Annotated in this window: 26 protein-coding genes; 13 read left to right on the top strand and 13 right to left on the bottom strand. The window is 47.7% G+C overall.

Going from position 1 to position 25,033, the window contains the following annotated elements; translation table 11 throughout:
- Position 1 precedes the first annotated feature (1 nt).
- Positions 2-514 (top strand): hypothetical protein, encoded by a 513-nt coding sequence (locus tag ADM98_RS16725; protein ID WP_053454474.1) that lies wholly within the window; start codon positions 2-4, stop codon positions 512-514.
- Entirely contained in the window at positions 481-948 is a 468-nt protein-coding gene (locus tag ADM98_RS16720) for a hypothetical protein (RefSeq protein ID WP_053454473.1), read from the top strand. Before ADM98_RS16725 ends, ADM98_RS16720 begins: the two co-directional genes overlap by 34 nt.
- Positions 949-1,001: 53 nt before the next feature.
- Here ADM98_RS16720 and ADM98_RS16715 read toward each other — a convergent pair whose 3' ends face one another.
- From ADM98_RS16715 to ADM98_RS16700, 4 genes are all read right to left on the bottom strand, one after another.
- On the bottom strand, positions 1,002-2,006 hold the full coding sequence (locus ADM98_RS16715; protein WP_200904921.1) for a FecCD family ABC transporter permease: 1,005 nt from the start codon (positions 2,004-2,006) through the stop codon (positions 1,002-1,004).
- Positions 2,006-3,007, bottom strand: a complete 1,002-nt coding sequence (locus ADM98_RS16710) for a FecCD family ABC transporter permease (RefSeq protein WP_053454471.1) — start codon at positions 3,005-3,007, stop codon at positions 2,006-2,008. The genes ADM98_RS16715 and ADM98_RS16710 overlap by 1 nt, the downstream gene beginning before the upstream one ends.
- A 78-nt stretch (positions 3,008-3,085) precedes the next feature.
- Entirely contained in the window at positions 3,086-3,997 is a 912-nt protein-coding gene (locus tag ADM98_RS16705; protein WP_053454470.1) for an iron-hydroxamate ABC transporter substrate-binding protein, read from the bottom strand.
- 3 nt (positions 3,998-4,000) lie between these two features.
- A complete protein-coding gene (locus ADM98_RS16700; RefSeq protein ID WP_023469594.1) occupies positions 4,001-4,792 on the bottom strand; it encodes an ABC transporter ATP-binding protein in 792 nt (263 codons plus the stop codon).
- Between the two features lie 183 nt (positions 4,793-4,975).
- Between ADM98_RS16700 and ADM98_RS16695 the strand changes: the two genes are divergently transcribed.
- The 4 genes from ADM98_RS16695 (at position 4,976) to ADM98_RS16680 (ending at position 8,293) form a co-directional block, all read left to right on the top strand.
- Entirely contained in the window at positions 4,976-6,028 is a 1,053-nt protein-coding gene (locus tag ADM98_RS16695) for an NAD(P)/FAD-dependent oxidoreductase (RefSeq protein ID WP_053454469.1), read from the top strand.
- 185 nt (positions 6,029-6,213) lie between these two features.
- Positions 6,214-7,509, top strand: coding sequence for a cation:dicarboxylate symporter family transporter (locus ADM98_RS16690; protein WP_053454468.1), 1,296 nt, complete (start codon positions 6,214-6,216; stop codon positions 7,507-7,509).
- Between the two features lie 181 nt (positions 7,510-7,690).
- The gene (locus tag ADM98_RS16685; RefSeq protein WP_053454467.1) at positions 7,691-7,978 is read left to right on the top strand and encodes a hypothetical protein; all 288 of its coding nucleotides are present in this window, start codon (positions 7,691-7,693) and stop codon (positions 7,976-7,978) included.
- An 18-nt stretch (positions 7,979-7,996) separates the two neighbouring features.
- Positions 7,997-8,293, top strand: a complete 297-nt coding sequence (locus ADM98_RS16680) for a DUF2089 family protein (RefSeq protein ID WP_053454466.1) — start codon at positions 7,997-7,999, stop codon at positions 8,291-8,293.
- Between the two features lie 41 nt (positions 8,294-8,334).
- Here the strand turns inward: ADM98_RS16680 and ADM98_RS16675 are convergent, their stop codons facing one another.
- Together ADM98_RS16675 and ADM98_RS16670 are read right to left on the bottom strand one after the other, a co-directional pair.
- Positions 8,335-8,568, bottom strand: a complete 234-nt coding sequence (locus ADM98_RS16675) for a DUF4305 domain-containing protein (protein ID WP_053454465.1) — start codon at positions 8,566-8,568, stop codon at positions 8,335-8,337.
- Positions 8,569-8,589: 21 nt separating this feature from the next.
- Positions 8,590-9,282, bottom strand: coding sequence for a CPBP family intramembrane glutamic endopeptidase (locus tag ADM98_RS16670; protein WP_053454464.1), 693 nt, complete (start codon positions 9,280-9,282; stop codon positions 8,590-8,592).
- A gap of 220 nt (positions 9,283-9,502) precedes the next feature.
- Between ADM98_RS16670 and groES the strand changes: the two genes are divergently transcribed.
- The 4 genes from groES to ADM98_RS16650 all read left to right on the top strand — a co-directional run bounded on the left by groES (position 9,503) and on the right by ADM98_RS16650 (position 13,203).
- Positions 9,503-9,787: a co-chaperone GroES gene (groES, locus tag ADM98_RS16665; RefSeq protein ID WP_023469587.1), complete on the top strand. Its 285-nt coding sequence runs from the start codon at positions 9,503-9,505 to the stop codon at positions 9,785-9,787.
- A gap of 32 nt (positions 9,788-9,819) precedes the next feature.
- Positions 9,820-11,460 carry a chaperonin GroEL gene (gene groL, locus ADM98_RS16660; protein WP_029342811.1) on the top strand — a complete coding sequence of 547 codons (1,641 nt, stop codon included), beginning with the start codon at positions 9,820-9,822 and terminating at the stop codon, positions 11,458-11,460.
- A gap of 138 nt (positions 11,461-11,598) precedes the next feature.
- Positions 11,599-12,228 carry a LysE/ArgO family amino acid transporter gene (locus ADM98_RS16655; RefSeq protein WP_053454463.1) on the top strand — a complete coding sequence of 210 codons (630 nt, stop codon included), beginning with the start codon at positions 11,599-11,601 and terminating at the stop codon, positions 12,226-12,228.
- A gap of 36 nt (positions 12,229-12,264) precedes the next feature.
- Positions 12,265-13,203, top strand: coding sequence for a HEAT repeat domain-containing protein (locus ADM98_RS16650; protein ID WP_053454462.1), 939 nt, complete (start codon positions 12,265-12,267; stop codon positions 13,201-13,203).
- A gap of 99 nt (positions 13,204-13,302) precedes the next feature.
- Here the strand turns inward: ADM98_RS16650 and ADM98_RS16645 are convergent, their stop codons facing one another.
- The gene (locus ADM98_RS16645) at positions 13,303-15,093 is read right to left on the bottom strand and encodes an LTA synthase family protein (RefSeq protein ID WP_053454461.1); all 1,791 of its coding nucleotides are present in this window, start codon (positions 15,091-15,093) and stop codon (positions 13,303-13,305) included.
- Positions 15,094-15,319: 226 nt separating this feature from the next.
- On the opposite strand from ADM98_RS16645, the gene wrbA reads away from it, so the two are divergent.
- Entirely contained in the window at positions 15,320-15,922 is a 603-nt protein-coding gene (wrbA, locus tag ADM98_RS16640) for an NAD(P)H:quinone oxidoreductase (protein WP_053454460.1), read from the top strand.
- 61 nt (positions 15,923-15,983) lie between these two features.
- On the opposite strand, the gene ADM98_RS16635 is transcribed toward wrbA, so the two are convergent.
- Together ADM98_RS16635 and ADM98_RS16630 are read right to left on the bottom strand one after the other, a co-directional pair.
- Positions 15,984-18,416: a HAMP domain-containing sensor histidine kinase gene (locus ADM98_RS16635; RefSeq protein WP_053454459.1), complete on the bottom strand. Its 2,433-nt coding sequence runs from the start codon at positions 18,414-18,416 to the stop codon at positions 15,984-15,986.
- A 204-nt stretch (positions 18,417-18,620) separates the two neighbouring features.
- Positions 18,621-19,634 (bottom strand): zinc-binding alcohol dehydrogenase family protein, encoded by a 1,014-nt coding sequence (locus ADM98_RS16630; RefSeq protein WP_053454574.1) that lies wholly within the window; start codon positions 19,632-19,634, stop codon positions 18,621-18,623.
- A 187-nt stretch (positions 19,635-19,821) separates the two neighbouring features.
- Between ADM98_RS16630 and ADM98_RS16625 the strand changes: the two genes are divergently transcribed.
- Entirely contained in the window at positions 19,822-20,262 is a 441-nt protein-coding gene (locus ADM98_RS16625) for a hypothetical protein (RefSeq protein ID WP_053454458.1), read from the top strand.
- Positions 20,263-20,321: 59 nt separating this feature from the next.
- Here the strand turns inward: ADM98_RS16625 and ADM98_RS16620 are convergent, their stop codons facing one another.
- The 4 genes from ADM98_RS16620 to ADM98_RS16605 form a co-directional block, all read right to left on the bottom strand.
- Positions 20,322-20,828, bottom strand: a complete 507-nt coding sequence (locus ADM98_RS16620; RefSeq protein WP_053454457.1) for a PCYCGC motif-containing (lipo)protein — start codon at positions 20,826-20,828, stop codon at positions 20,322-20,324.
- Positions 20,829-20,904: 76 nt separating this feature from the next.
- Entirely contained in the window at positions 20,905-21,822 is a 918-nt protein-coding gene (locus ADM98_RS16615; protein WP_053454456.1) for a metal ABC transporter substrate-binding protein, read from the bottom strand.
- Positions 21,819-22,664, bottom strand: a complete 846-nt coding sequence (locus ADM98_RS16610) for a metal ABC transporter permease (protein ID WP_053454455.1) — start codon at positions 22,662-22,664, stop codon at positions 21,819-21,821. The genes ADM98_RS16615 and ADM98_RS16610 overlap by 4 nt, the downstream gene beginning before the upstream one ends.
- Positions 22,661-23,398 (bottom strand): metal ABC transporter ATP-binding protein, encoded by a 738-nt coding sequence (locus tag ADM98_RS16605; RefSeq protein WP_053454454.1) that lies wholly within the window; start codon positions 23,396-23,398, stop codon positions 22,661-22,663. Before ADM98_RS16605 ends, ADM98_RS16610 begins: the two co-directional genes overlap by 4 nt.
- A gap of 228 nt (positions 23,399-23,626) precedes the next feature.
- On the opposite strand from ADM98_RS16605, the gene mgtE reads away from it, so the two are divergent.
- Complete coding sequence (mgtE, locus tag ADM98_RS16600) at positions 23,627-24,979, top strand: magnesium transporter (protein WP_053454453.1); 1,353 nt, start codon at positions 23,627-23,629, stop codon at positions 24,977-24,979.
- The last annotated feature ends 54 nt before the right edge of the window (positions 24,980-25,033 follow it).

Raw genomic sequence — 25,033 nt, 5'->3', positions numbered from 1 at the left:
TATGCAAACGGCTCGTGAAGAACGTCTACAAAAACTAGCCCTCGCGTACCGGGACGTCGAGTGGCTGGGAGTACGCTGGTACTGGAACGTATTTATGTTCGTGACGGTTGGTATCTTGATTGAGTGGAGCAATATTGGAGCTTTGATTCTATTGATTCCCGCTGTCTTTCTCGGATCAGATTTTCGTTATCAATTAAAAAAACGAAAAATTTTAGAAGGTTATATCTCATCAAAAGCACAGATTCGCCGGCAATTTCTACTTCGGATCGGTAGTCACGTCTTGCTGTATACCGTATTGACGATCGTCATCATTCAGACGATCGATAGACCATTCTGGCAGATGTTTGTGGCAATCTTTACGATTTTAACACCGCTTTACTTGATCAGTGAATGGATCATCCGACGCGACGGAAAACGTGATCCAGATTATATCAGTGACGTTGAAGTTGCCCGCTTCGTCAGACAGAAAGGAACTTCGCAATGGAACACTTATTCGAGCGACAAGCACGTCTGAATCTATTGGTACGTCCTGTGCGTGTCATCGCTTATTTCTTTTTGATTCCTGGATTGATTTTTGCGGTACCTGCTTGGTTTATGCCGGAAAGTTCATCCGTCTTTCTCCCAGTCATGTTCTTTTTTCTCTGCGCGACGGCAGTCGCTCGGGAAATCGTTCGGCTACGACTCATGAAGTCGTATTTAACACCATCTATCTATCAACAGACTGTTCAAAAGGTCGCCCGTCTGACAATCATCGGTTATGTCGTGGCATGGCTGATCGCCGTCGTCATGCTGTCGATTCCAAGTGCCCCTGGGTATTTATTCGTCGTCTTCCTTTTTTGGATTGGTGGAGTCAGTCTTGGCGTCACTCGACTGAACCGGTTAGCCAAACAAATCGATCCGGCGTACGTCACGATGGGGGAAATCGAACGCGCGTGGTGGAAACGGTAAAGCAAAAAATCCGCCTCAATCAGCGAAAGACGCTGTTTGATGCGGATTTTTGATTATTTTTTTAACAAAAGATAGATGAAGTACGGTGCGCCGATCAAGGCGACGACGATACCCGCTGGTACGCCATCCGGTCCAGCGATGTTGCGTCCGATCGTATCAGCGAATGCAAGCAACCAGCCACCGAGCAACAGGGCAATTGGCAGGAAAAATTGATGTCGTGGTCCAACAAGGGCGCGGGCGATGTGTGGTGCCATCAGACCGATGAAGGAAATCCCACCTGTCACGGACACAGCAGCAGCAGCGAGCGCGACGGCCGTCAACAGGAGCTGGATCCTTTCTTTTTCAATCGCGACCCCGACACCGATCGCGACCGGTTCATTCAAGGCAAGCAGATTGAGCTTATTCGCCTTATAGAACGTCAGCGGAATCAAGACGAGTAACCACGGTAAGAGCGAGTAGACGAAAATCCAGTCCGTGCCCCAGATATTACCGGCAAGCCACTTGGCGATGAAGTCGACCTTTTCCCGACGCGTCGATGAAATCAGGATGACCATGATGCCGGATAACGCCATCGAGAAGCCGACACCGGTCAAAATCAAGCGGATCGGTTGGAGTCCTTGGACACGGTCGTACGAGAAAAGATAGATTGCTGTTGCGGTTACGAGTGCGCCGAGAAAGGCAGCAATCGGTAACAGGTAAATGAATGATCCGACATCGGTCGGGAAGTAAAGGAAGAACAAGGCGACGGCGACGCCAGCACCCGTGTTGATACCGATGATACCCGGGTCAGCCAGTTCATTTCGGGTGATTCCTTGTAAGATCGCACCCGATAAGGCGAGTGCCATCCCGGCCATGACGGTGATGAGCAAGCGTGGTAGACGGAGCGAATAGAGGACGAATTCCTCTTTGAACGACCCGTTTCCAAGTAACGTCGGGAGCAGACGATCATACGATAGCGATGCGGGTCCAAGACCGATGCTGACGATGAGTGTTGCAATCAATAGTGCCAGTAACGTCCAAAACGTCAGTTGCTGGCGACGTCGTAAGCGAGATTCCATCATGAGAAAGCACGCCCTCCTTTCCGAACAATCAAGAGGAAGAACGGTAGTCCGAGCATCGAGACGATTGCGATGACCGGAGTCTCATAGGGCGCATATAATGTCCGTCCGATCGTATCAGCAAGCAACATGAATGTCGCACCGAAGATCGCGGTCATCGGCAGGATGAACCGATAGTCCGTCCCGACGATTGCGCGGACGATATGCGGAATCATCAGCCCGATGAACGCCATATTGCCGACGAGTGCTACGGCAGCACCCGCAAGCAGGATGACGACGACGTAAAGTACCGCCTTGATGCGCTGGATATTCTGTCCGAGTCCGAGCGCGACTTCTTCCGATAGACTAAGAATCGTCAATTGTCGTGAGAAGATGAACGCAATCACGATTCCAATCGCAATGACCGGAGCGATGACTTGGAGTTGTCCCCAGGTCGAACCGACGAGTCCGCCAGACGTCCATTGGGAGACGTCTTGAGCAATCTTGAAATAGATCCCAACCCCTTCGGCAATTGCATATAGAAAAGCGGAGATAGCGGAACCAGCAAGTACGATCCGGAGCGGCGAGAAACCACCTTTTTTTGAAGCCCCGATTCCGAAAACAAGTGCTGCTCCAAGAGCTGCTCCGACGAAACACGCAAGCATGATGCCGAAGTAGTCAATCTTCGGGAACAGGACGATGACGAGCGCGAGTGCCGCGTTCGCACCTGCTGTCAGACCAAGCAAACCGGGATCAGCAAGGGGATTCCGTGTCATCGCCTGCATGATGGCACCAGAGACACCAAGAGCTGCCCCTACGAGGATGGCTGCCAGTTCGCGAGGTAAACGGATTTCTTGGACGATTTTTGCTTTTTCATTTAACGGTCCGAACGTCAAGGCATTCCAGACTTCGCGTATTGTCGTATCGGCAGCGCCAAACGTCATCGCGATCCAGAACATCCCTAAAAAGAGGACGAGACCGAGTGTGATTTTAATGCCGAACGGAATTCGACCAGCTGACATGAATGTCGCCTCCATTTCTGATTCAGGGAGTAAGCCGCAAAAAAAGGGAGGGATCCCGCAGGTTCCCTCCCTTATTCATTATGCGCCAAGGAAACTTTTCTTGAAGAACTCGAGTTGACGTTCGAGCGTGAGAGGATCGTTGAAGTAGAACTCCTTCGAATCGACTTCGAAGACACGATCGTTTTTGACAGCTGGAATGTTTTTGAACGTATCCGTTTTTGTAAATGAGTTGTCTGCTTCCGCACTCTTGCTGAAGACGAGGTAGTCACCTGCGTATTCAGGAAGGACTTCTGGTGACAACGCGTAGTATCCGTCTTTTAATGCCATCTTCGTAACTTTATCTGGCATTTTCAACTTCATCTCTTGATAAAGAATCTCTGTTCCACGACCCCAGTTGTTGCCGAAGACGTAAAGTTGTTTATCGAAGCTTTCGATGACAGACACGGTTGTATCTTCACCGATTTTTGCTTTGATGTCTTTACCGGCAGCAGCAGCGCGTGTTTTGAAGTCTTTGACCCAGTCACGTGCTTCTTGTTCTTTGTTGAGCAATTTACCGATTTCGATATGTTGCGTCAAGTAGTCGACTTTTCCGTATGTGTACGTGACCGTCGGCGCAATCTTTTTGATTTTATCGAGGTTTTTCGTTGTCGAGTAGCCGATGATCAAGTCTGGCTCGAGTTCGATGATTTTTTCAACGTTCTCTTCCGAAACTTCCGTTACATCTTTGAGCTTGTCGAACTTCGGATTCGCTTTTGACCACGAATCGACACCAACGACAGGTACGTCGAGTGCCATGACGTTGCCGGCGAACCCTGCGAGGACAACGACACGTTTTGGATTAGCCGGAACTTTGATGTCGCCGTTCTCCGACTTGTACGTGATTGTCTCGTTTTTCGAACCAGATGCTGCATCGTTCTTCTTCTCTGTATTGCCACACGCTGCGATGACGAGTGTGAGAATGAGTAAAACCGGTAAAAGTAGTTTCTTCATGATTCAATCTCCCTTAATTAAGTTGTAGGTGATACACATCGGCTTGTTCGTCCGCGGATCGCGTCCGATTTCAGCGTCGATATGGAATACTTCTTGTAAGACATCTTTTGCGATGACTTCCTCGCACGTCCCGGCTTTGACGACTTCGCCGTTTTTCATGGCGATGATGTAGTCGGCGAAGCGTGCCGCTTGATTCAAATCATGTAAGACCATGACGATCGTCCGTCCTTCGGTCCGGTTGAGATGCTCGAGTAGCTCGAGCACCTCGAGTTGGTGGGCGAGGTCGAGGTAAGTCGTCGGCTCATCGAGGAAGATGATGTCCGTCTCTTGGGCAAGTGCCATCGCAATCCAGACCCGTTGACGTTGACCACCCGACAACGCGTCGACCGGACGATGTTTGAACGCCATCGTATCCGTTGCTTCGAGTGCCCAATCGATGATCTCGTAATCGTGTTTCGTCAAGCGTCCGAATCCTTTTTGATAAGGGAAACGACCGTATGAGACGAGCTCTGCGACCGTTAGACCACTTGCACTTTCCGGAGTTTGTGGCAGAATAGCCATTTTCCGAGCAAGCAGCTTCGTGCTTTCCTTCGCGATATCGAGACCATCGAGCAACGCACGTCCCGATTGATGGGGAATAATCCGTGTCATCGCTTTCAGCAAAGTCGATTTACCGCATCCATTCGCACCGATGATCGTCGTAATCTGACGATCGGGAATCTGGACGGATAAGTCTTTGACGATGGGACGATCACCGTAGCCGATATTGATTTCTTCTGTTGCTAGACGTACCATGAGCGACGACTCCTTCGTTTTCTCTCCGTTTTCACTGATAATGATTATCACTATCGTCTCACTAACCATACCAGTCCCATAAAAACGCTGTCAACATTTTTTCTTGTGTTCAAGAGATGTTCACGTTATCATGAGGGAGTGAGAATGATAATCAATAACAATCGAGGATGAGGAGTGAGTGAGATGAGGGAACAAGAGTTGTTCGACGTAACGATCATCGGTGGAGGACCAGCAGGGTTATATTCGACGTTCTATAGTGGTCTTCGGGGTATGAAGACGAAATTGATCGAGTATCAAGCAGAACTCGGAGGAAAACTGCACGTCTATCCGGAAAAGATGATCTGGGACGTCGGTGGACAACCGCCGATCACCGGTGAAAAACTCATGGCTCAACTCGTCGAACAAGGATTGACGTTCCAACCAACTGTTCAATTGAATGAAAAGATCATCTCGATTGCAAAAGACGTCTTCGGAAACTTCGTCTTAGAAGCCGAATCGGGTCGGATTCATTATTCGAAGACGGTCATCGTCGCAGTCGGTGGGGGAATCCTCAATCCACAAAAATTAAAAGTCGAGGGCGCGGAACGCTTTGAAGTCTCGAACTTGAACTATACCGTTAAATCGATTGAACGCTTTAAAGGAAAGACCGTCATCGTATCAGGTGGTGGGAACTCGGCGATTGACTGGGCGAACGAGCTCGAACCGGTCGCAAAAAAAGTCTACGTCACGTATCGCCGAGATTGTTTTTCAGGGCACGAGGCGCAAGTCGACCAGCTCGTCAAAAGCTCAGCTGTTTGCCTCTTGAACACGACGATTCACAAGTTGATCGCAAGTCCCGATCATCAACGGATCGCGTCGGTTGAATTGATCGACTGTCAAACGGATGAAATCGTTGAGATTCCGATTGATGAAGTCATCATCAATCATGGGTATGAACAGGATGCGGCCTTGCTTGACGCCTGTGATCTAGATATCGCACGGGCTGATGATTTTTACATCGCTGGAAATGCGGCGAGTGAATCGAGTGTACCGGGTTTGTATGCAGCAGGAGATATTCTTTCGCACGACGGGAAAGTCCATTTGATCTCGGGTGCCTTCCAAGATGCGGCAAACGCCGTCAACCGAGCGAAACGTTTCATCGAACCGGAAGCACCAAAAGTAGCGATGGTCTCGTCACACAATGAAGTCTTTAAAAAACGCAACCGCGCGTTGATTGAGGAACGCGTCAATCAATAATATTGAATAATGTTAAAACGTCCAAAATGCTTGGAAACAAGCGGATTTTGGATGTTTTTTTGTATATATTTCGTTTTTGTACTATAACAGGAGGATTTGACAATGTGCTGTATTTAAGACAAAATTCTAGTTATGTTCCACTACATGTAGGATACAAGTAAGACGGATGTATAAGGAGGAAGAGTATGACAACTACGAAACGTAAGCCAATTGGCCTTGCCTGGCAGATTTTAATCGGCTTGATTCTCGGGATCACAGTCGGTGGTGTATTTTATGGGAATCCCCATGTCGCGGAGTGGCTCAAGCCAATCGGTGACATCTTTATCCGGATGATGAAAATGATTGTCGTCCCAATCGTCTTCACGACGATCGTCCTCGGTGTCTCATCGGTCGGTAGCCCGAAAAGTCTCGGACGTCTCGGTGTTAAGACGCTCGGTTACTTCACGATCGTGACGATGATTGCCATCTTCACGGGATTATTTGCAGCAAATCTGATTGAACCGGGTGCTGGTATCAATATGTCGACACTCGATAAAACGGATATCTCATCGTATGTCGCAACAGAAGAAACGACAAAAGACGAAGGACTCGTCGAAAAAATCGTCAACATCGTGCCGACGAACATTCTCGATGCGATGGTCCGCGGGGATATGCTTGCTATTATTTTCTTCTCAGTCTTATTCGGACTCGGTGTCGGTTTTGCAGGAGAGAAGGGTCAACCGGTCATTCGTTTCTTTGAAGGTGTCGCAGCGGCGATGTTCAATCTCGTTAACATCGTTATGAAGTTCGCACCGATCGGTGTCTTTGCCTTAATCGGTGTGACAGTCTCGACGTTTGGGATTGACTCGCTTGGTTCGTTATTTAAGCTTATCGCGACATTATACGTCACTGCTCTTCTCTTTATGGTCATCGTCTTCGGTGGCATCATGAAGTGGGTTGGTGTTCGGGTATCGGACTTCGTCCGAGTTTTCAAAGATGAATTGCTACTGACGTATTCGACAGCCTCTTCAGAAACAGTTCTTCCACGAATCATGGAAAAATTGGAGAAGATGGGCGTTCCGAAATCAATCGTCAGCTTCGTCGTACCGACGGGTTATTCGTTTAATCTCGATGGATCAGCACTCTATCAAGCGCTCGCAGCTTTGTTCATCGCGCAGATGTACGGCATTGATCTTTCGATTGGGACTCAAATCACACTCGTCTTCGTCTTGATGCTGACATCAAAAGGGATGGCTGCCGTTCCAGGCGTCTCATTCGTCGTGTTACTTGCAACACTCGGTACGGTCGGTATCCCGGCAGAAGGACTTGCCTTCATCGCAGGGATTGACCGAATCATGGATATGATGCGCTCGGTTGTCAACGTCACAGGAAACACGCTCGCTTCACTTGTCATCGCGAAGTGGGAAGGTGTTCTTGATGAAGACCAACTCGATACGTTCATGTCGACAGAAAATAAGAAAGACGACGTCCGCAGTGCGTGATCGTCGTAGGTATTGGGAAGGACTGACTTGTCAGTCCTTCTTTTTTTCGTATGTAAAAATAGATTAAAGTAGATTGTTTTTAAAGAAAACTTCTTATTTTTGATTATAATTAAATTTATATTTAATATTATTAATTTTAAAGTCAATATTATTTATATAATCATAGAGAAGAGGCGATAGGATGCAAATGGTAGGAATCGTCATTGGTATTGTCACAGTCTGTATCGTACAATTTTACTTGGCGAGACGTGGAAGACTCTTTAGTCTCATCATTCCAGCCATCATCATCGGTCTCGGAATTTACTGGTATTACGGAACAGGACCACACACATCGGATCGAGAATCAGTGATTCGGATGGGGACGTTTGCCGGCATATGTTTGATGATCTCAATGGCTGAGATGGGCGTCGATTCGCGTCGCAAACAATTGAAGCGTGAGAAAGAGCGGATGGAGATTCAAGATTTGTAAGAGAAGTGAGGGAACACGATGGAACGACAAGACGTACCTGCCTGGGTACTGGCACTTGAACAGGAGCATCTCGAGTTCATCCGGAAGTTCGTCTTAAGCTCCGGTTCGTTGAAGGACATGGCAAGCGCCTATCAAGTGTCTTATCCGACCGTCCGGGCGAAGTTGAACCAGTTGATCGAGCGGATTGATTCGGTGCAACAGGAAGATGTCGAATTCGTCAATATGATCAAGAACTTGGTCCTCGATGAGCGGTTAAGTCTCGATGTGGCGAAAACGATCATCGATTCCTACCGCAAAGGACAAGCGAAAGAATAAACCAAAAAACGAGATTTCCGCATGACGGAAACCTCGTTTTTTTATTGCTTATCGTTCTTTTTATCTTGTTCCTTCTTGATCATCTTCTTTGCTGCTGAGCGGAAGCGGAAAATCAGGTAGAGACGATAGAAGTCGATTGCGGCGAACAACGTCAGGAGGATCGTCCAGAAGTTGAAGACCGTTCCTGCCTCGACTGAGTTGTTGTAGGCGAGGAACATAAAGAGAACACCGAAGATGGCATAGAACACTGCCATGAAGTTCGAGCTTTGACGCATGAAAACACGACCTTTCGTAAATTAAGACATCGCGTAGATGGCGAGTACGACGATTCCGTTGTTAAAGACATGAATGGCGATTGGAGCAAGGATCCGGCGCGTCTTGACGAAGACGAGCGAGAAGACGAAACTCATCGCGACATAGATCAAAAACTTGTTATCTTGGTGGATCAGGGCGAATAAGCCACCCGTCAGGATGAAGCTAAAGAAGAAGCCGAGCTTCGATGAAAGATTGCCGAACATGATGTGCCGGAACAAGAACTCTTCCATGATGGGTCCTAGCAAGACGACCATGACTTGTAAGAGTGGGATGACTTGGATTGCTTGGATGATCTGATCCGTATTTTGTGATTTCGCGACATTCTCAATTCCACCTGCCATCCAGGCATCGATTAAGTTGACGCTGATCAAGAGTGCATACAGGAGCGCAATCCCGATCCCGATCCATTTTAAGGTATCCATCGGATCGGTTTGACGTCCTTCTGCCTTCCACTTCTGCCAATCAGGGCGTAAGCAGTAGTAGGAGACGATGACGGCAACCGTGAAGCCGATTGCAAGCCACCAGCCGGCGACGTCAGCAATGATGTTCTTCGGCAGGAAATACTGGAACGAACCCGGAACCAATTGGACGATCAGATAGATGATGATCGGAATGACGTGACGCTTTTGCCATTTCTCCGCCATCAGGAAAGGCAGACTGATTGGATTTTTCATCGTACAGGACACAACTCCTTTGTAATGAAGGTACTGTCCCGATTGTAACAAACAAACGGTCCGGGCGCACGATTGACGATGATTCAAAGGTGTCGATTTCGGGAAAACGGATAAAGGTTCAGGCTTGAATTCAGGAGAGAAAGCGTATAAGATAAAAATATGTTAGCACTCAACGAAAGTGAGTGCTAAAAAACAGTCATTTTCAAGGAGGATGTTTCGCATGTTAAAACCACTTGGTGATCGCATCGTGATCGAAGTCGTTAAAAAAGAAGAAACAACACTCGGAGGAATCGTTCTTCCTGGGTCAGCGAAAGAAAAACCACAAGAGGGTAAAGTCGTCGCTGTCGGTACAGGCCGTGTGACAGAGCAAGGCGTACGTGTACCACTTGAAGTGAGTGTCGGAGATCACGTCATCTATGCACAATATGCCGGTTCGGAAGTCAAAGTCGACGGCAATGAATACTTAATTTTACGCGAAAGCGATATTTTGGCAGTAGCCGAGTAATTCAGTCAATCATCTAAAGGGGGATTTCAGTCATGGCAAAAGAGATTTTATTCAGTGAAGAAGCACGTCGGGCAATGCTCCGCGGGGTCGACGCATTAGCGGATGCAGTCAAAGTCACGATCGGACCAAAAGGACGCAACGTCGTCCTCGAGCGGAAGTTCGGTTCACCACTTATCACGAATGATGGTGTGACGATCGCGAAAGAAATCGAACTCGAAGATCACTTCGAGAACATGGGTGCAAAACTCGTCGCAGAAGTTGCCTCAAAAACGAATGAGATTGCAGGGGATGGTACGACAACAGCGACAGTCCTCGCACAAGCGATGATTCGGGAAGGTCTCAAAAACGTCACAGCGGGCGCAAACCCGATGGTCATCCGTAAAGGAATCGAAAAAGCGGTCCGTCGTGCTGTCGAAGAGTTGCATACAATCGCTAAACCGATTGAAGGTAAAGAAGCGATTGCACAAGTCGCAGCCATCTCAGCAGCAGACGAAGAAGTCGGTCAATTGATCGCAGAAGCGATGGAACGTGTTGGTCAAGATGGTGTCATCACGATCGAAGAATCACGTGGCTTCACGACAGAACTCGACGTCGTCGAAGGGATGCAGTTCGACCGTGGTTACGCGTCACCATACATGATCACGGATTCAGATAAGATGGAAGCGGTCCTTGAGAACCCTTATATCCTCGTCACGGACAAAAAGATCTCGAACATTCAAGAGATTCTTCCGGTGCTTGAGCAAGTCGTTCAACAAAACAAACCACTCTTGATCATCGCGGAAGACGTCGAAGGTGAAGCACTCGCAACACTCGTCGTCAACAAACTCCGTGGTACGTTCAACGCGGTAGCGGTCAAAGCACCAGGCTTTGGTGATCGTCGGAAAGCGATGCTTGAGGACATCTCGATCGTCACAGGCGCAGAGTTGATCACAGAAGACCTCGGTCTTGATCTGAAGGAAACACAAATCACGCAACTCGGTCGCGCCTCAAAAGTCGTCGTTTCAAAAGACAACACGACGATCGTCGAAGGACACGGACACGGGGATTCGATCGAAGCACGCGTCGGTACGATCCGTGCGCAAATCGAAGAGACGACAAGTGACTTCGATCGTGAGAAATTACAAGAGCGTCTTGCGAAACTCGCAGGTGGCGTAGCAGTCGTCAAAGTCGGGGCGGCAACGGAGACAGAGCTCAAAGAACGTAAGCTCCGGATTGAAGATGCACTCAACGCGACACGTGCAGCGGTCGAAGAAGGTATCGTCGCAGGTGGGGGAACAGCTCTCATTCATGTCACGAAAGCTGTCGAATCGATTCTGTCGGTTTCAACAGGCGACGAAGCGACAGGTGTCAACATCGTTCTTCGTGCACTTGAAGCACCACTTCGTCAAATCGCGGAAAACGCGGGTCAAGAAGGTTCGGTCATCGTTGAGCGTCTCAAGCACGAAGCACCAGGAATGGGCTACAATGCGGCAACAGACGAGTATGTCGACATGATCGAGACAGGAATCGTCGACCCGGCGAAAGTGACGCGTTCAGCACTTCAAAACGCAGCATCGGTTTCAGCGATGTTCTTAACAACGGAAGCAGTCATCGCTGATAAACCAGAACCAGCTGGATCTGCTCCTGCAATGCCTGATATGGGCGGTATGGGTGGAATGGGCGGAATGATGTAAGCTATTTTCGTCTTAAGTACCGAATCCTAGTAAATAGGGTTCGGTACTTTTTGTTTGCAATAGTATACTTAATATTTGGAAGAATTACATACAGCGTATTCCTCACATTTAAGAATAAGAAGAGAGGTCGACAATTAAGTGAATGAAATTTTAAAAGGCATAGTAACGTCAGGTACGCTCATCGTCGCAATCGGTGCCCAAAACGCGTTTGTTCTTAAACAGGGTTTACTGAAAAATAATATTTTCTGGGTAGCGCTAGTATGTTTCTTATGTGATGTGTTGTTGATGTGTACAGGTGTACTAGGCGTCGGTACTGTTATTAAGAATAATACGTTTGCAAATGTTGGTCTTGCGATTATCGGAGGACTATTTTTACTCTTATACGGATTCAAATCTTTCCGTAGTGCATTATCGTCATCACATACAATTGATATTTCAACAAATCCTAAAGTCATCCCCATTCACAAAACGATCTTACTCACATTAGCAATTACACTTTTAAATCCACATGTGTATTTAGATACAGTCGTCGTGATAGGTGGAATAGCTGGAATAGCTGGAACTTTGACATTTGATCAAAAAGTTAATTTCTTGATCGGAGCACTGATTGCCTCATTTGTCTGGTTTTTCAGTTTAGGATACGGAGCGAGATGGTTAATTCCTATCTTTAAAAAACCAAAAGCTTGGAAAATATTAGATTTTGGAATAGGATGTTTGATGTTTTGGTTATCGTATCAGTTGATTCAGTTTGCTTTAGAAAAAAGTTAAAAAGATATTTAACGGAATAAGGAGCAACTGAAAAATATGAAGGATGATGAGATTCTAAATGTAGTTGAACAAATGTCTGAAGAAGAGTACCTCTACAATGAAGAATTGAAGTGCTATACGAACGAAGGCTCACCATCTGACTTAGCGTATGAAAGAGTGAGTCAATTGAAGGGTGCGAATATGCTTCCAATATTGAACACTTTACTCGACAAAGTAAAACAAGCAGAAAAAAAACAACATCTTTATTTTATGATTGGAACGATTGGTGTGAATTCGAGAGATATTCGTGCAGGTATGTTATTACTTGAGAAACTAGAGCAGGAGACAAAGCCAATATTTCTCGAAAGCATTTTAGAAGAACTAGCAAAACAACAATACATCTATGATGCAGAACAAATTGTAAAATACGTAGACGATTCTCGGTCGTCTGTTCGAGAGGCTGCGATTCAAGCATTACGAGTGTGTCGAGGTGAAGTAGCAGAGGATGCATTAATTCGTTTGATTACGACATCAAATAACTCTTTTGATGTCGTGAGTGCTAATTTTGTTTTAGCAACGATTGGAACAGAACGAGCCGTTCCTTATTTGATTCCTTTGTTAGATCATTCTCGAGGCGACGTTAGGCATTCGGCTCTAGCTGCACTGAGTGAACTTGGAAATGGATTAGATCTTTCGATATTTTTGCATGGACTAAAAGATCGATCCAGCAATGTGAGAGAGTATGCGTTGGTCGCAATTGAGCGACATGGTAATGAAGTAGCGATTGAACCGGTAATCAAACGTTTACAAACATTGTTGAAGCAAACGCGACAAATACAAACGGATGAAGTCCTGATCGCTCTTCGATTTTTATATCGCTATCAGCATTCCTGTCAGACGATTCCTAAACTATTTCATTGGATCATTCAAACAAAAAGAGGGGTCTTGTTTGACGAAGAATGGCAATGGCTCGAAGATCATTTTACTTGCTACTGATGGATTCGTAAAAGTAACGCAACGAATAAACAAGCCTGACTAATCATGAGACATGAACGAAGTCAGGCTTGTTTATTATGAAAATTAGACACGATGTGATTAATTCAGTTCGTTCTCTTCGATGATCTTATCCGACAGTTTTAACTGTTTACTCACATCTTTGACCTGATTCCGACAGAACTTCATCTCGACCTTTTTCTCAGTCTGTACATCATAACAAGTGCCTTCGCCTGATGCTTTCGTCAAATCCGCTTCATAGTAATAGTCTTTATAGCGGAACGAACCATCACGGAAACCTGTCAGATTCGGCTTGTCGTCGATGAGGGATTGTCCCATCATATAGGACGTTTTGAGATTCAACAGATCAATGATCGTAGGTGCGATATCAATTTGTCCGCCATTCTCTTTCATGACCCGACCGGTTTGCTGGTCGGGTTTTTTGATGAAGAGTGGGATGCGTCGTTCGAGTTCGAAAGCTGCTACTGGAGACGAGACATCTGCTTTTTTGCGCATCTCACTGCCTTCATTGACGAGTCCACTATCGTGATCGCCATAAAAGATGACGAGGGACTGATCCCAAAGATCGCGTTGTTTCAACTCGTCGATCATCTTTCCGATACCAGTATCGACGTAATGAACGGTTTGGTAATACCGTTTCAGCATCGGATCCTCATAGCCGGACAGATCAAGCTTCTGGTCTTCCTTGTCGATCTCATACGGCGTATGACTCGTCAACGCGACTAAAAACGAGAAGAACGGTTCTTGCAGCGTCTTCATGTGATCAATCGATTCGAGGAAGAATTGTTGATCGTTTAGCGCCATCCCGATTTTCTTCTCTTTTGAATAATCCTTTTGACTGAAGAAGTGCTTAAAACCGATGTTCTTGTAGACATCGTCACGATTCCAGAAGCCTTTTTCATAGGCATGCATCGCGGCCGTATCGTATCCGTTTTTCTCAAGCAATGCAGGAAGTGGCTCGAATTCATTCGTTGGATATTGCGTATAGACAGAGCCTGATTTTAATGGATAAAGTGAAGTGTTCGTAATGAACTCGGCGTCCGAAGTTCGTCCTTCATGCGTCTGGTGGTAGAGCGACGAAAAGTAGAGCGATTCCTTCTTCAACTGATTCAGGTTCGGCGTTACTTCCTCGCCATTGATGGTCTGGTCGATGACAGAAGCCTGGAACGACTCAAGCTGCACCAAAATGATATTCGGCGTCTGCTTCGCACCGGTCGGATTCGTCTTCTCCTTTTGATTGATGCGCTGTTGTTCCTGTGCCGTTAGTCCGTCGCTCGGTCGTCCGGTCACACCTTTGAACACATCCCACCCGTGGTATCCCCAGAAACCAAACAGGTAGTAGTCACGCATATCGGAGATTGTTGCCGTTGGTTGACAATCTTCCGTTAGCGTCCGGTACGTCAGCAGTGAAGCAGACAAGACGATGCCACTAATTGCGAGTAGCCCAGCCGTCCGGCGTCGTGTTTGCTTCGTCGTCACTTCTGGTCGTTTGCGGAAGACAAAGAGTAGTAGTACGAAAATCAAACTATCAGCGAACAAGAGGAAATCTTGCGGTACGATCAAGGCGGTAAAGCCGCTGCTGACGTCACTCATCTGCGTCATCTGTGAGAGGAGCGAGACGGAGAGGAAGTCCTCGAAGTAACGGTAGTACCACATGTCGGAAGCAAGCAAGAAACTATGAGCGAGCAGCAAACCGAGCCAGACCCAGCGGCGTTTATTCCACGGAATCAGTAACGTCCAGCTCGACAGGATCAGTATCCCGGCCAGGTTCATGAGTGTTAAATGGAGCGAAAGATCGGTCTTTGTAAAGTAACTAAACAGCATGAACTTCAGCATGCCGAGTAACAGATAAAGGGTGTAGCGAATCGCCATGGTCAGTACTCCTTACGTGTGTCGTCACACGTTCTTTACCCTAAACGTTTGATGACGGAACGTTCGGATGTGGACAGTCATGTTTGCTCGTTCCATGATGTAGACAAAGAATTGGTCTAAATTTTCTCTTGAATTCAAACAATTGGCGTTAATTTAAATGGAAAGCGGGAATAGAAAGCGTGTACGTCCATCGTCCGTCACTGTCTTTTAAAAAAGGAGAGAAGTCATGTCAAACGTGAAACTAGCGGTCATTTATTACAGCGCAACCGGAACGAACCACCAACTTGCCTCATGGGCAAAAGAAGCAGGAGAAGCAGCAGGGGCAGAAGTCCGTCTTGCGAAAATCAAGGAGACAGCCCCAGCAGAAGCGATCGCTTCGAACCCATTGTGGCAAAAACATACGGATGCAACGCGTGATATCGAAGAAGCGACACCGGATCTACTCGACTGGGCAGATGCAATCATCTTTAGTGTTCCGACACGTTATGGTCATGTTCCGGGACAATTCCAACAGTTCCTTGATACGACAGGCGGACTTTGGGCACAAGGCAAACTCGTCAATAAAGTCGTCAGTGCGATGTCGTCGGCACAGAACCCGCATGGCGGTCAAGAAGCGACGGTTCTCGCGGTCTATACGACGATGTTCCACTGGGGCGCAATCGTTGCGGCACCTGGGTATTCGGATCCTGTCTTGTTTGCTGCAGGCGGAAATCCATATGGTACCTCGGTCACGGTCGACCAAGAAGGCAACATGGTCGAATCGGTCGAACCAGCTGTGCGCCATCAAGCGAAACGGACGGTGGAAGTCGCGAGCCGTCTCAACTCATAAAATTACCTAACTCAAAAAGCGCCGGAATGCTGATTCGCATTCTGGCGCTTTTTCGTATGCATCATGTATGTTGTGTTAATGGAAGTTCAACCGTGAACGTCGAGCCTTGTCCTTCGATTGATTCGACATGGATTTCCCCATCATGTCCACGAGCAATTTCGCGACAAATCGAGAGTCCAAGTCCGGTACCACCGATTTGGCGAGTATCCGAGTTGTCGACACGATAGAATTTTTGGAACAGGTTACTCATTGCTGAAGCCGGGATACCGATTCCATTGTCTTGAATCGCAACTGTGACACGAGTCTCTTGTTGCGTCAGCTGAATCTGGATCGTTCCACCAGCTGGTGAATATTTGATTGCATTGTTGATCAGGTTACTGAACAGTTGGCGAATCTTCTTCGCATCTCCTTCGACGATCAACGGTTCGACATTCCGTGAAATCTGAATCACGTGGGACGAAGATGATAGGCTATGCAACTGTTTCAAATCACGAATCATCGCAACGATATCAAATGGTGCCATTTCGTATTCCTGACGGTTCGCTTCCATCCGTTGCAAGTCGAGGAAGTCGTTGATCAACAGCGATAAACGTTCTGTTTCCGAGTGGACCGCTTCTAAATACGTCTTTTGACGTTTCGGTGGCAAATCGCGCTGAATCATCAGCTCGGTAAAGCCATAGATCGACGAGAGCGGTGTCCGGAGTTCGTGCGAAATCGTCGAGACGAGTTCGTTTTTGATCCGGTCGATCTCGACTTCATTTGTCACGTCCCGTAAGACGAGCAAAATGCCGCGGAACTGCCCGCCATAATGGATACTCTCTGAGTATGTCTTGATGAAGCGGCGCTCGTGATCAATCGAGAAGGTGATGCCTTCGCCGATTTCCCGCTGAACGAATGTCTTTTTCAAGTAACGTTCAAATTCCGGTAGTTGATCCACGCGATGTTTAAGTTGAACGACAGACGATGTGATGTTCATCAGTCCGTTCTCATCGATACTCTCATCAATTGGATGATCAAACAGATCAAGGAGCGGTCGGTTGATCAACTGAATGTCACCGTCTGGTTCGATATACACGATCGATTCACGAATCGAGTTCAGCAGTCGTGCCGTTTTCTCTCGTTCGCGTTCAATCTCGTCAAACGTCCGCATCCGAAGTAGGGATAACGCCAGCTGGCGCGCAAAGGCTGCTAGTTCTTCTTGTTCGTAACGATCAAACGGAGCTTGACCACGAGATAAGAAGATATAGGCGATGATTTCGTTTTGACTCGGATCTAGGACCGGTGTGACGGCGCGTGCGACTTCGTGTTCGAATTGCGTATGCGGTCGTTTGTCTTGTCGTGCTTCACGTAGTAACGGTTCGATCGTCGGCATCCAGTCGTCGATCGTCAGGTTCGTCTTCGGATAAAAGACGATATCGATTACTTTCGTACCATCCTTGAAAATCAAGGCGCCTTGCGTCGCATTCGTAATCTCGACCATCTTTTGGATGACGGCAGGATAAGCGCTGATGCTATCACGTGATGCGAGTGTTTCCGTCAATTGGTTCCGTAGACGCAAGTGAGATTCATTCCGTTGCGTCAGTTTCAAGGCATCTTCCAAATTGACGTTCGTCGACATCAATTGGTGTTTATTTTCGATTAAGGCTGTCGCCATTTGATGGAACGATTTACTCAATTCACCGATTTCATCAGCACGATTGAGTGGAATCAAAGGTAACGTATGCTCACCACTCGCAAGTAGTTTACTTTCCTTGCTGAGGAGATGAATTTGTCGCGTCGTCCGTTCGATGAACGGGCGGACGATCAACAAGATGACGAGGAACAGGACGAGTAGGTTGACGAGCCAGATCCACTCGGCATACTTCGTCTGCGTGACGAGTTGCTCTTTCGCACCGATTTCTTTCACGCGGAGACTGCTCCGATAGTTTGTGAACGTACTCTCCATCGTGTTGACGCTTTTACGCATCGTCTCACTGTTCGAGGCATTCATCTTGAACTTCCGATTTGGGTCTCGTGGTACTGCTGGCATCATCGCTTTCAGACTTGGCATCTGCAGAAAGCGTTCGTCAATCTTTCCTTCTTGTTTTGCCTGGACGTATTTAATCAAGCTTGGCATGACGAAATTCGTGTAAGAGTTGTAGAGCGACCGAATATCCGACGCATAGACTTCATCAGCTTTGTACAGACGATTTTTCTCGAACCAAGCGGTCTGTTGTTCAAGTGACACTTTTTTCTCATCGATGACGTCAAGTACCGCGTCATCTCCAAAGACGATATAACCGCGCATTTCGTACTGAAGTGATTGCCAATCGTCCCAAAGTTTCGTCGCCCGGTCTTCGCGCACACTAATCGCATCTAGTTCTTGTTTTGCCTGTGCGACCTGATGATTTGTATAAAAATAGGCGGCGATGGATGAGATGGATAGGGCAATGAGAATCAGATAAAACGACGACATGATCTGTCGACTGATTTTTTGGTTGAACCATTTTTTCATATAGATTATCGATGCCCCTTTATATATTAGAGTCAATCCGAATTAGATGTATTTCTTTAGAATATTTTGTTACCGTAATCGTACATTTTTTAGACGGATAAATATAGTCATAATGTCAAAATTATCTTCAAAGTAAGAGATTCATGTTCACAAAGAACGACAAAAAACAGGACGAGAGCATCGTCCCATCCTGCTTTAATTCATTTAATGATGTTCAACGACAATTTTCCCGATCGTTTTTCCACTCTCGACGAGACGATGTGCTTCTTTTAGATTTTCGGCGTTCATGCCGATCAATGTCTGAGTTACCGTCGTCTCGAGCGTGTGTTCTTCAATCCAAGCTGCGACTTGCGTTAGGATTTCATGTTGACGAATCATGTCATCTGTCTCAAACAGCGGACGGGTGAACATGAACTCCCAAACAAACGTTGCACTCTTTTGTTGCAGCGCACTCAAATCGAGTTTTTGATCTGTCTCGACGATGCTGCAGATTTTCCCTTGCGGTGCAATCACATCGACCATCGTCTCGAAATGTTGGTCTGTCGCATTCAAGCAGAAAATGTAGTCGACATATTGATAACCGAGTGCTTCTAGCTGCGGACGGAATGCCTCGTGGTGATTGATCGTATGATGTGCACCATGTTCTTTCGCCCAGTCGATCGTCTCGTCACGCGACGCCGTTCCGATGACTGTCAGTCCAGCGTGATTCGCGAGTTGCGTCGCGATCGAACCAACACCGCCAGCTGCTCCGATGATGAGGATCGTTTTCTCGAGATTCGATTTAGCATCAAACGTCAATCCGAGACGATCAGTCAATGCTTCGTAGGCGGTTAGTGTCGTCAAAGGCAGAGCGGCGGCTTCACTAAAGGTCAACCGTTCCGGTTTTTTAGCGACGATTCGTTCATCGACGAGTTGAAAATCACTGTTTGAGCCAGGACGTTGAATCGCACCGGCGTAATAAACTTCATCACCAACTTGGAAGAGGGAAGCACCATCACCGACCTCAACGACGACTCCTGATGCGTCATACCCGATGACCTTCGGGGCATCTTCATCTTTCCCGTGGGCACGAACTTTTGTATCGACTGGGTTGACGGAGACGGCTTTGATCTCAACTAATAGATCGTATCCGGATGCTTTCGGGCGTGGCAGTTCCAAATCAATCAGACTCTCTTGTTCTGTTAACGGTAAGTGTCGGTGGAAACCAACAGCGGACATGTTCGACATCGACAATCATCCTTTCTGTATGTGAATCGGTTCTCTCCATCTGTTCCACGCTCGCTTCGTCTTAAAACCAGTTGCGAAACTTTGAAAATGGATTCCCCTTCTGTCGTCAACGTAAGAATCATGGATATATATGGTAGCATATGAGAGTAGCTATCACTTTTAGAAGGAGCGATTTTGTATGTATGACGTCATCTCTTTACCGGCAGGACCGACTCAAGTGACCATTGAACGTTACCTCGTCCATGCGCATCCGCACCCACGTCCGTATCGACCCGCGCGTTTGATTGCCTTACGTCAAAGCGGTGGCGTCATGCATCGGCTGTACCGAACGGAACGGGAAATCGTGCTCTCTGTGCACGAAGCACTCGCACCTCAAGTCCAGCGGCTCTCCTTCTCGCAACAAGAACGTGTTCTAGCGTATATCGAGGAACGGCGAGCGAGCTTCGGTTTTGATGAGGCAGAGGAATATAAATTCTACTTACTCGAAGTGGCGTATGAACTCCGTCATCTTCCACGAACGGATCGACCGATTCGAGCACATACGTATTATCAACTCGATGAGTTATTGTCGGGTCGACCGTTCGTCTTACGCGCTCGAAGTCAAGAGCGCGCAAAATAAGACAGAAAAAAGCAGTCCGCCTTTTCTTGCGTTCATCGCGAGAAAGGGCGGACTGTTTGTTAAAGTGTTGGCGTCGGCTTGACACCAGTCTTTGCATAAGCTTGATCGATTGCGGTTCGAATTTCTTTGACGGAACTGCCTTTTTGATAGGCAACGATTGACTGTGCCGCGATATCAAGGCACGTACCACACGTAATGCCGTGTGTCGTCCAAGTTGTTGACGTAGCAGTCTGCTCTTCGATGAAACAATCATAGTTGCTCGTATGACCAGCAGATTCACCGCAACCACAATAACATGGCATCTTCTTCAACAAATCGGGATATTTAGCGACGGAGTGATAAATCGTTTGAATCGATTGATCCTGCTCATCGAGAAAAGCGGGTAACGTGTCCGGTCCTGCTGTTTTCTCGAGTTGATCACCAGCACCATGACTCGCGTGATCGGTGTGGTCTGCGTGTTGTGTTTCTTTCGTTTTCGGCGCATCGGTTTGCTCAGCTGTTCCGCACGCGGCAAGGAGCAGGCTGAGACTGAGTGGAAGTGCGAAACGATACAGTCGTGTCTGCATAGTAAGCCTCTCTTTCATCGTCTTGCTTTCATTATAAGGAAAGCTGCACCTAGAAAGCTTGACGATTTGTTGACGCTTACTTTGCGAGGGCTGTTGTGATCGTCTCGATATTTGCTTGCATCATGTTGTAGTACGTGTCGCCGTCCTTACCAGGTGCACCGAGTGAGTCAGTGAAAAGCGTACCACCGATCGGGACACCCGTCTCACGGGAAACGGTTTCCATGCTCCGGCGGTCGACACTCGTTTCAACAAATAAGACAGGGATATCTTGATTTTTGATTGTGTCGACGATTCGGCGAACTTGTGCCGGAGTCCCTTGATTATCCGAGTTGATTTCCCAGATGTAGTCGGCTTTGACGTCATAGGCAGTCCCGAAGTATTTGAAGGCTCCTTCGCTCGTGACGAGATGACGTTCTGCTTTCGGGATGGAAGCAAATTGTTTTTTCGCTTCCTGATCAAGCGTCTGCAGTTTCTTGATATAAGCATCGGCATTTTTCTCGTAGTCCGCTTTGTGCTTTGGATCTTCCTTGACTAATGCCTGCTTGACGTTTTCGACGTACCGGATGCCGTTACTTACATCGAGCCACGCGTGTGGATCGGTTTCGGATTCCTTGCCTTTTGTCGTCAGATACTTCGGTTCAACGCCTTGGCTTAAACGATAGACCGGTGCGTCAGACGCGTCTTTGCCGGTCGTTGCCCGCAGTTTATCGAACCAAGCACCACCGGCTTCGAGATTCAAACCATTATAGAAAACGACATCCGCATCCGCCATCGCTTGTACGTCTGCCGGGAGTGGATCATATTCATGCGGATTTGCCCCGATCTTGACCATGCTGTGGACGTCGACATGTTCACCCCCGACTTCGCGCGCGAGGTCAGCAAGGATCGAATACGTCGCAACGACTTTCAGCTTGCCATTATCTTCTGCTGGCGTCGAACAGGCAGCGAGTAAGACGGTGCTGAGGAGAACGAATAGCAATAGTTTTTGTTTCATACAGTAGACTCCTTTCGTTTCCGGTGACGCATCAGACCGTGACGTGGTGAGAAGACGAAAACGAGTGCGAACAGCGTCGTCGCGACAAGGACGATTGAAGCACCGGAAGATAAGTTATACGTAAAGCTGAAATACAGCCCGACGATAGCGGACAATGTTCCGAAGCCAGCCGCGAGGAACAGCATCCGCGAGAGGCGGTTCGTCAGTAAATACGCGGTCGCCGCTGGTGTGATGAGCATCGCAACGACAAGGATGATACCGACCGTTTGAAGGGAAGCGACCGTGACGAGCGTCAAGAGCGTCATCAGTCCATAATGGATCCAGCGTGTCGACAGACCATAAGCTTGCGCCATCGTTGGATCAAACGAGCTGATCAACAACTCTTTGTAGAACAAGAAAACTCCACCAAGGACGACAAGTCCGATGACGACGGTCATCCACATATCACTCGGTCGGACCGCGAGGACGTTTCCGAACAAGATATGATAAAGATCGCTACTACTGCGCAGGAACGAAATCAGGATGATTCCAAGGGCAAAGGCGGACGTGAATAGGATACCGATTGCCGTATCGTTCTTGATGCGGCTGTTTTGACTGACGAAGCCGATTCCAAGTGCCGTCACGAGTCCTGTGACGACAGCGCCAATCAAGAAGTTGATTCCAAGTAGATAAGAAATCGCAACGCCAGGCAAAACGGCGTGCGAGATCGCGTCGCCCATCAACGACATGCCGCGGAGGATGATGAAACAGCCGATGACACCACAAATGATGCCGACCATGACGGCCGTAATCATCGCTTTTTGTAAGAAGTCATAGTGAAGTAATGCCTCGATGAATGTCATCCTTGTCCCTCCTTCCGTCGTTCAAATAGTGGTAAGCCGTACGCGGGTTCGAGCCATTCTGGCGTCAAGATATCAGACGGGGGACCGACAGCGATCAGTTGTTTGTTCAACAACATCAAGGTATCAAAATAATCCTCCGCTTTATGCAAGTCATGGTGGACGACGATGATTGTCCGTCCTTCAGCGCGAAGAGTCCGTAAGAGTTCGATGATCATCTGCTCACTGGCGATATCGATGCCAACGAACGGTTCGTCAAGAAGTAGGAGCTCTGCTTCTTGAGCCAGAGCACGCGCGAGAAAGACTCGTTGTTGTTGTCCACCTGACAGCTCACCGATTTGTCGCTCGGCATGGTCGACCATCCCGACGCGCTCAAGGCACTCCATGGCGAAGGTCTTTTGTGCCTTTGATGGTCGTTTGAAGAGTCCGAGTTTCGGATAACATCCCATTAGAACGACATCTTGTACACGGACAGGAAAGTCCCAATCGATGGCACTTCGTTGTGGAACGTAAGCAACACGCGACCGAACCGTTTCAAGTGGTTGGTCGAGCACACGTAACTGCTCGATTCGAGCTGGGATTAAACCAAGGACGGCTTTTAAGAATGTTGATTTACCAGCGCCGTTCGGTCCGATGACGCCAATCAGAGAAGCGACTGGAATGCGGACGGATACCCCGTCGAGTGCATGCGTATCAAAATAGGATACCGTGAGGCGTTCAACATCAAGGGCGTACATGAATGATCACTCCTTTAATTTGTGGTATATAGAAGAAAAGTTTCCTTAGGGCAAAAAATAGTGTAAAAATTTTAATCTCCATGTCGATGGAGAAAGATTCGGTCTACTAATAATGTTTCCTTAAGGCAAACTTTAAAGCCATAGGAAACAGATGTCAACTGTTTTTCGATATCGATCGCGAATCAACTCGTGCTAAGATGAAAAGGCAGAATGCAGGGGGTGAGGAGTTTGCGTCAGACAGCAGAACAACAATGGAAGTGGCTATTGCTCGATGCGCTCGCGAAGGAAAAACGCGAACAGGCACAGCAAGTCATCGAAGAAGTTTATCCGTACGATATCGCGCAAGTGTACGAAGAATTAGGAGAAGACGATCAGGCACGACTCCTCGATTATCTTGATCACGAACGGTTAGCGGATGTGCTCGAGGAACTCGAAGGGGAGCAACGCCTAGCCGTCTTACGTCGCTTAGATGTCGAACGCGCCGGACACGTTCTTGATTTAATGGAGAACGATGATGTCGCGGATTTACTTGAGGAACTCGGACCAGAAGAGACTGACCAGTTGCTTGGTAGCATGCGAACGGACGAGGCGCTGATTGTCCGTAATCTCTTGACGTATCCACCGGAAACGGCCGGACGCTTGATGACGAATCGATTCATTTGGGTCGGTGAGGACTTCACGGTCGGCGAGACGGTCGAGAAGATGCGTGACTACATCGAATACTCAGAGACAATCAACTACGTCTACGTCGTCAATCAACTCAGTGAACTCGTCGGTGTCATCTCATATCGGGATGTCATCTTAGCTGAAAATACGGAACGAATCAGTGACGTCATGGAGACGAAGGTGATTCGCGTCGCAGCGGAGACCGATCAGGAAGAAGTCGCGCAATTATTCGAACGTTATGACCTCGTCTCGTTACCAGTCGTCGAAGGGGATGTTCTCGTCGGACTGATTACGGTTGATGACGCGCTTGACGTCTTACGGGAGGAAGCGAACGAAGACATCGAGAAACTCTCGGCTTCCGGTAAATCGATCGATTTCGAGACGAAGCCGTGGATTGCGGCAACGCGGCGCTTACCGTGGCTCGTCCTGCTACTCTTCATCGGCCTCGTCTCCGGATCAATCATCAGTCAGTTCGAAGAGACGCTCTCAAAAGTCGTTGCGCTCGCGTTTTTCATGCCGATGATTGCCGGAATGACCGGGAATACCGGCACCCAATCACTGGCGGTCGTCGTCCGTGGGTTAATCACACGTGAAGTCGATAAACGGGTCGCAACACGGTTGATCCTGCGGGAACTCTGGGTTGGTCTGATCATTGGTGTCATTTGTGGTATCTTGATTGCAATCATTGCCTACGTCTGGCAAGGTAGTGCCGTTTTAGGTCTTGTCGTCGGAAGTTCGCTCGTCATTACGTTGATTTTCGGAACGTTAGCTGGAACGATCATTCCGCTCATCTTACATCGCTTAAAGATTGACCCAGCGATTGCATCCGGACCACTCATCACGACCTTGAACGATATCCTGTCGCTCCTTGTCTACTTCGGAATTGCGACAGCGTTCATTAGTCGCTTGATGTAAAAAAAACCGAACCGATTCGCCTTCGCTAAGAAGAAGGAAATCGGTTCGGTTTTT

Source organism: Exiguobacterium sp. BMC-KP (assembly GCF_001275385.1).
In the GTDB taxonomy this organism is placed as follows: Bacteria; Bacillota; Bacilli; order Exiguobacteriales; family Exiguobacteriaceae; genus Exiguobacterium_A.
This window is presented reverse-complemented; position numbering and strand designations above follow the sequence as displayed.

Coding starts and splice junctions, on each gene's coding strand:
- ADM98_RS16725 (WP_053454474.1), top strand. CDS start 2: ATGCAAACGGCTCGTGAAGAACGTCTACAAAAACTAGCCCTCGCGTAC.
- ADM98_RS16720 (WP_053454473.1), top strand. CDS start 481: ATGGAACACTTATTCGAGCGACAAGCACGTCTGAATCTATTGGTACGT.
- ADM98_RS16715 (WP_200904921.1), bottom strand. CDS start 2,006: ATGGAATCTCGCTTACGACGTCGCCAGCAACTGACGTTTTGGACGTTA.
- ADM98_RS16710 (WP_053454471.1), bottom strand. CDS start 3,007: ATGTCAGCTGGTCGAATTCCGTTCGGCATTAAAATCACACTCGGTCTC.
- ADM98_RS16705 (WP_053454470.1), bottom strand. CDS start 3,997: ATGAAGAAACTACTTTTACCGGTTTTACTCATTCTCACACTCGTCATC.
- ADM98_RS16700 (WP_023469594.1), bottom strand. CDS start 4,792: ATGGTACGTCTAGCAACAGAAGAAATCAATATCGGCTACGGTGATCGT.
- ADM98_RS16695 (WP_053454469.1), top strand. CDS start 4,976: ATGAGGGAACAAGAGTTGTTCGACGTAACGATCATCGGTGGAGGACCA.
- ADM98_RS16690 (WP_053454468.1), top strand. CDS start 6,214: ATGACAACTACGAAACGTAAGCCAATTGGCCTTGCCTGGCAGATTTTA.
- ADM98_RS16685 (WP_053454467.1), top strand. CDS start 7,691: ATGCAAATGGTAGGAATCGTCATTGGTATTGTCACAGTCTGTATCGTA.
- ADM98_RS16680 (WP_053454466.1), top strand. CDS start 7,997: ATGGAACGACAAGACGTACCTGCCTGGGTACTGGCACTTGAACAGGAG.
- ADM98_RS16675 (WP_053454465.1), bottom strand. CDS start 8,568: ATGCGTCAAAGCTCGAACTTCATGGCAGTGTTCTATGCCATCTTCGGT.
- ADM98_RS16670 (WP_053454464.1), bottom strand. CDS start 9,282: ATGAAAAATCCAATCAGTCTGCCTTTCCTGATGGCGGAGAAATGGCAA.
- groES (WP_023469587.1), top strand. CDS start 9,503: ATGTTAAAACCACTTGGTGATCGCATCGTGATCGAAGTCGTTAAAAAA.
- groL (WP_029342811.1), top strand. CDS start 9,820: ATGGCAAAAGAGATTTTATTCAGTGAAGAAGCACGTCGGGCAATGCTC.
- ADM98_RS16650 (WP_053454462.1), top strand. CDS start 12,265: ATGAAGGATGATGAGATTCTAAATGTAGTTGAACAAATGTCTGAAGAA.
- ADM98_RS16645 (WP_053454461.1), bottom strand. CDS start 15,093: ATGGCGATTCGCTACACCCTTTATCTGTTACTCGGCATGCTGAAGTTC.
- wrbA (WP_053454460.1), top strand. CDS start 15,320: ATGTCAAACGTGAAACTAGCGGTCATTTATTACAGCGCAACCGGAACG.
- ADM98_RS16635 (WP_053454459.1), bottom strand. CDS start 18,416: ATGAAAAAATGGTTCAACCAAAAAATCAGTCGACAGATCATGTCGTCG.
- ADM98_RS16630 (WP_053454574.1), bottom strand. CDS start 19,634: ATGTCCGCTGTTGGTTTCCACCGACACTTACCGTTAACAGAACAAGAG.
- ADM98_RS16625 (WP_053454458.1), top strand. CDS start 19,822: ATGTATGACGTCATCTCTTTACCGGCAGGACCGACTCAAGTGACCATT.
- ADM98_RS16620 (WP_053454457.1), bottom strand. CDS start 20,828: ATGCAGACACGACTGTATCGTTTCGCACTTCCACTCAGTCTCAGCCTG.
- ADM98_RS16615 (WP_053454456.1), bottom strand. CDS start 21,822: ATGAAACAAAAACTATTGCTATTCGTTCTCCTCAGCACCGTCTTACTC.
- ADM98_RS16610 (WP_053454455.1), bottom strand. CDS start 22,664: ATGACATTCATCGAGGCATTACTTCACTATGACTTCTTACAAAAAGCG.
- ADM98_RS16605 (WP_053454454.1), bottom strand. CDS start 23,398: ATGTACGCCCTTGATGTTGAACGCCTCACGGTATCCTATTTTGATACG.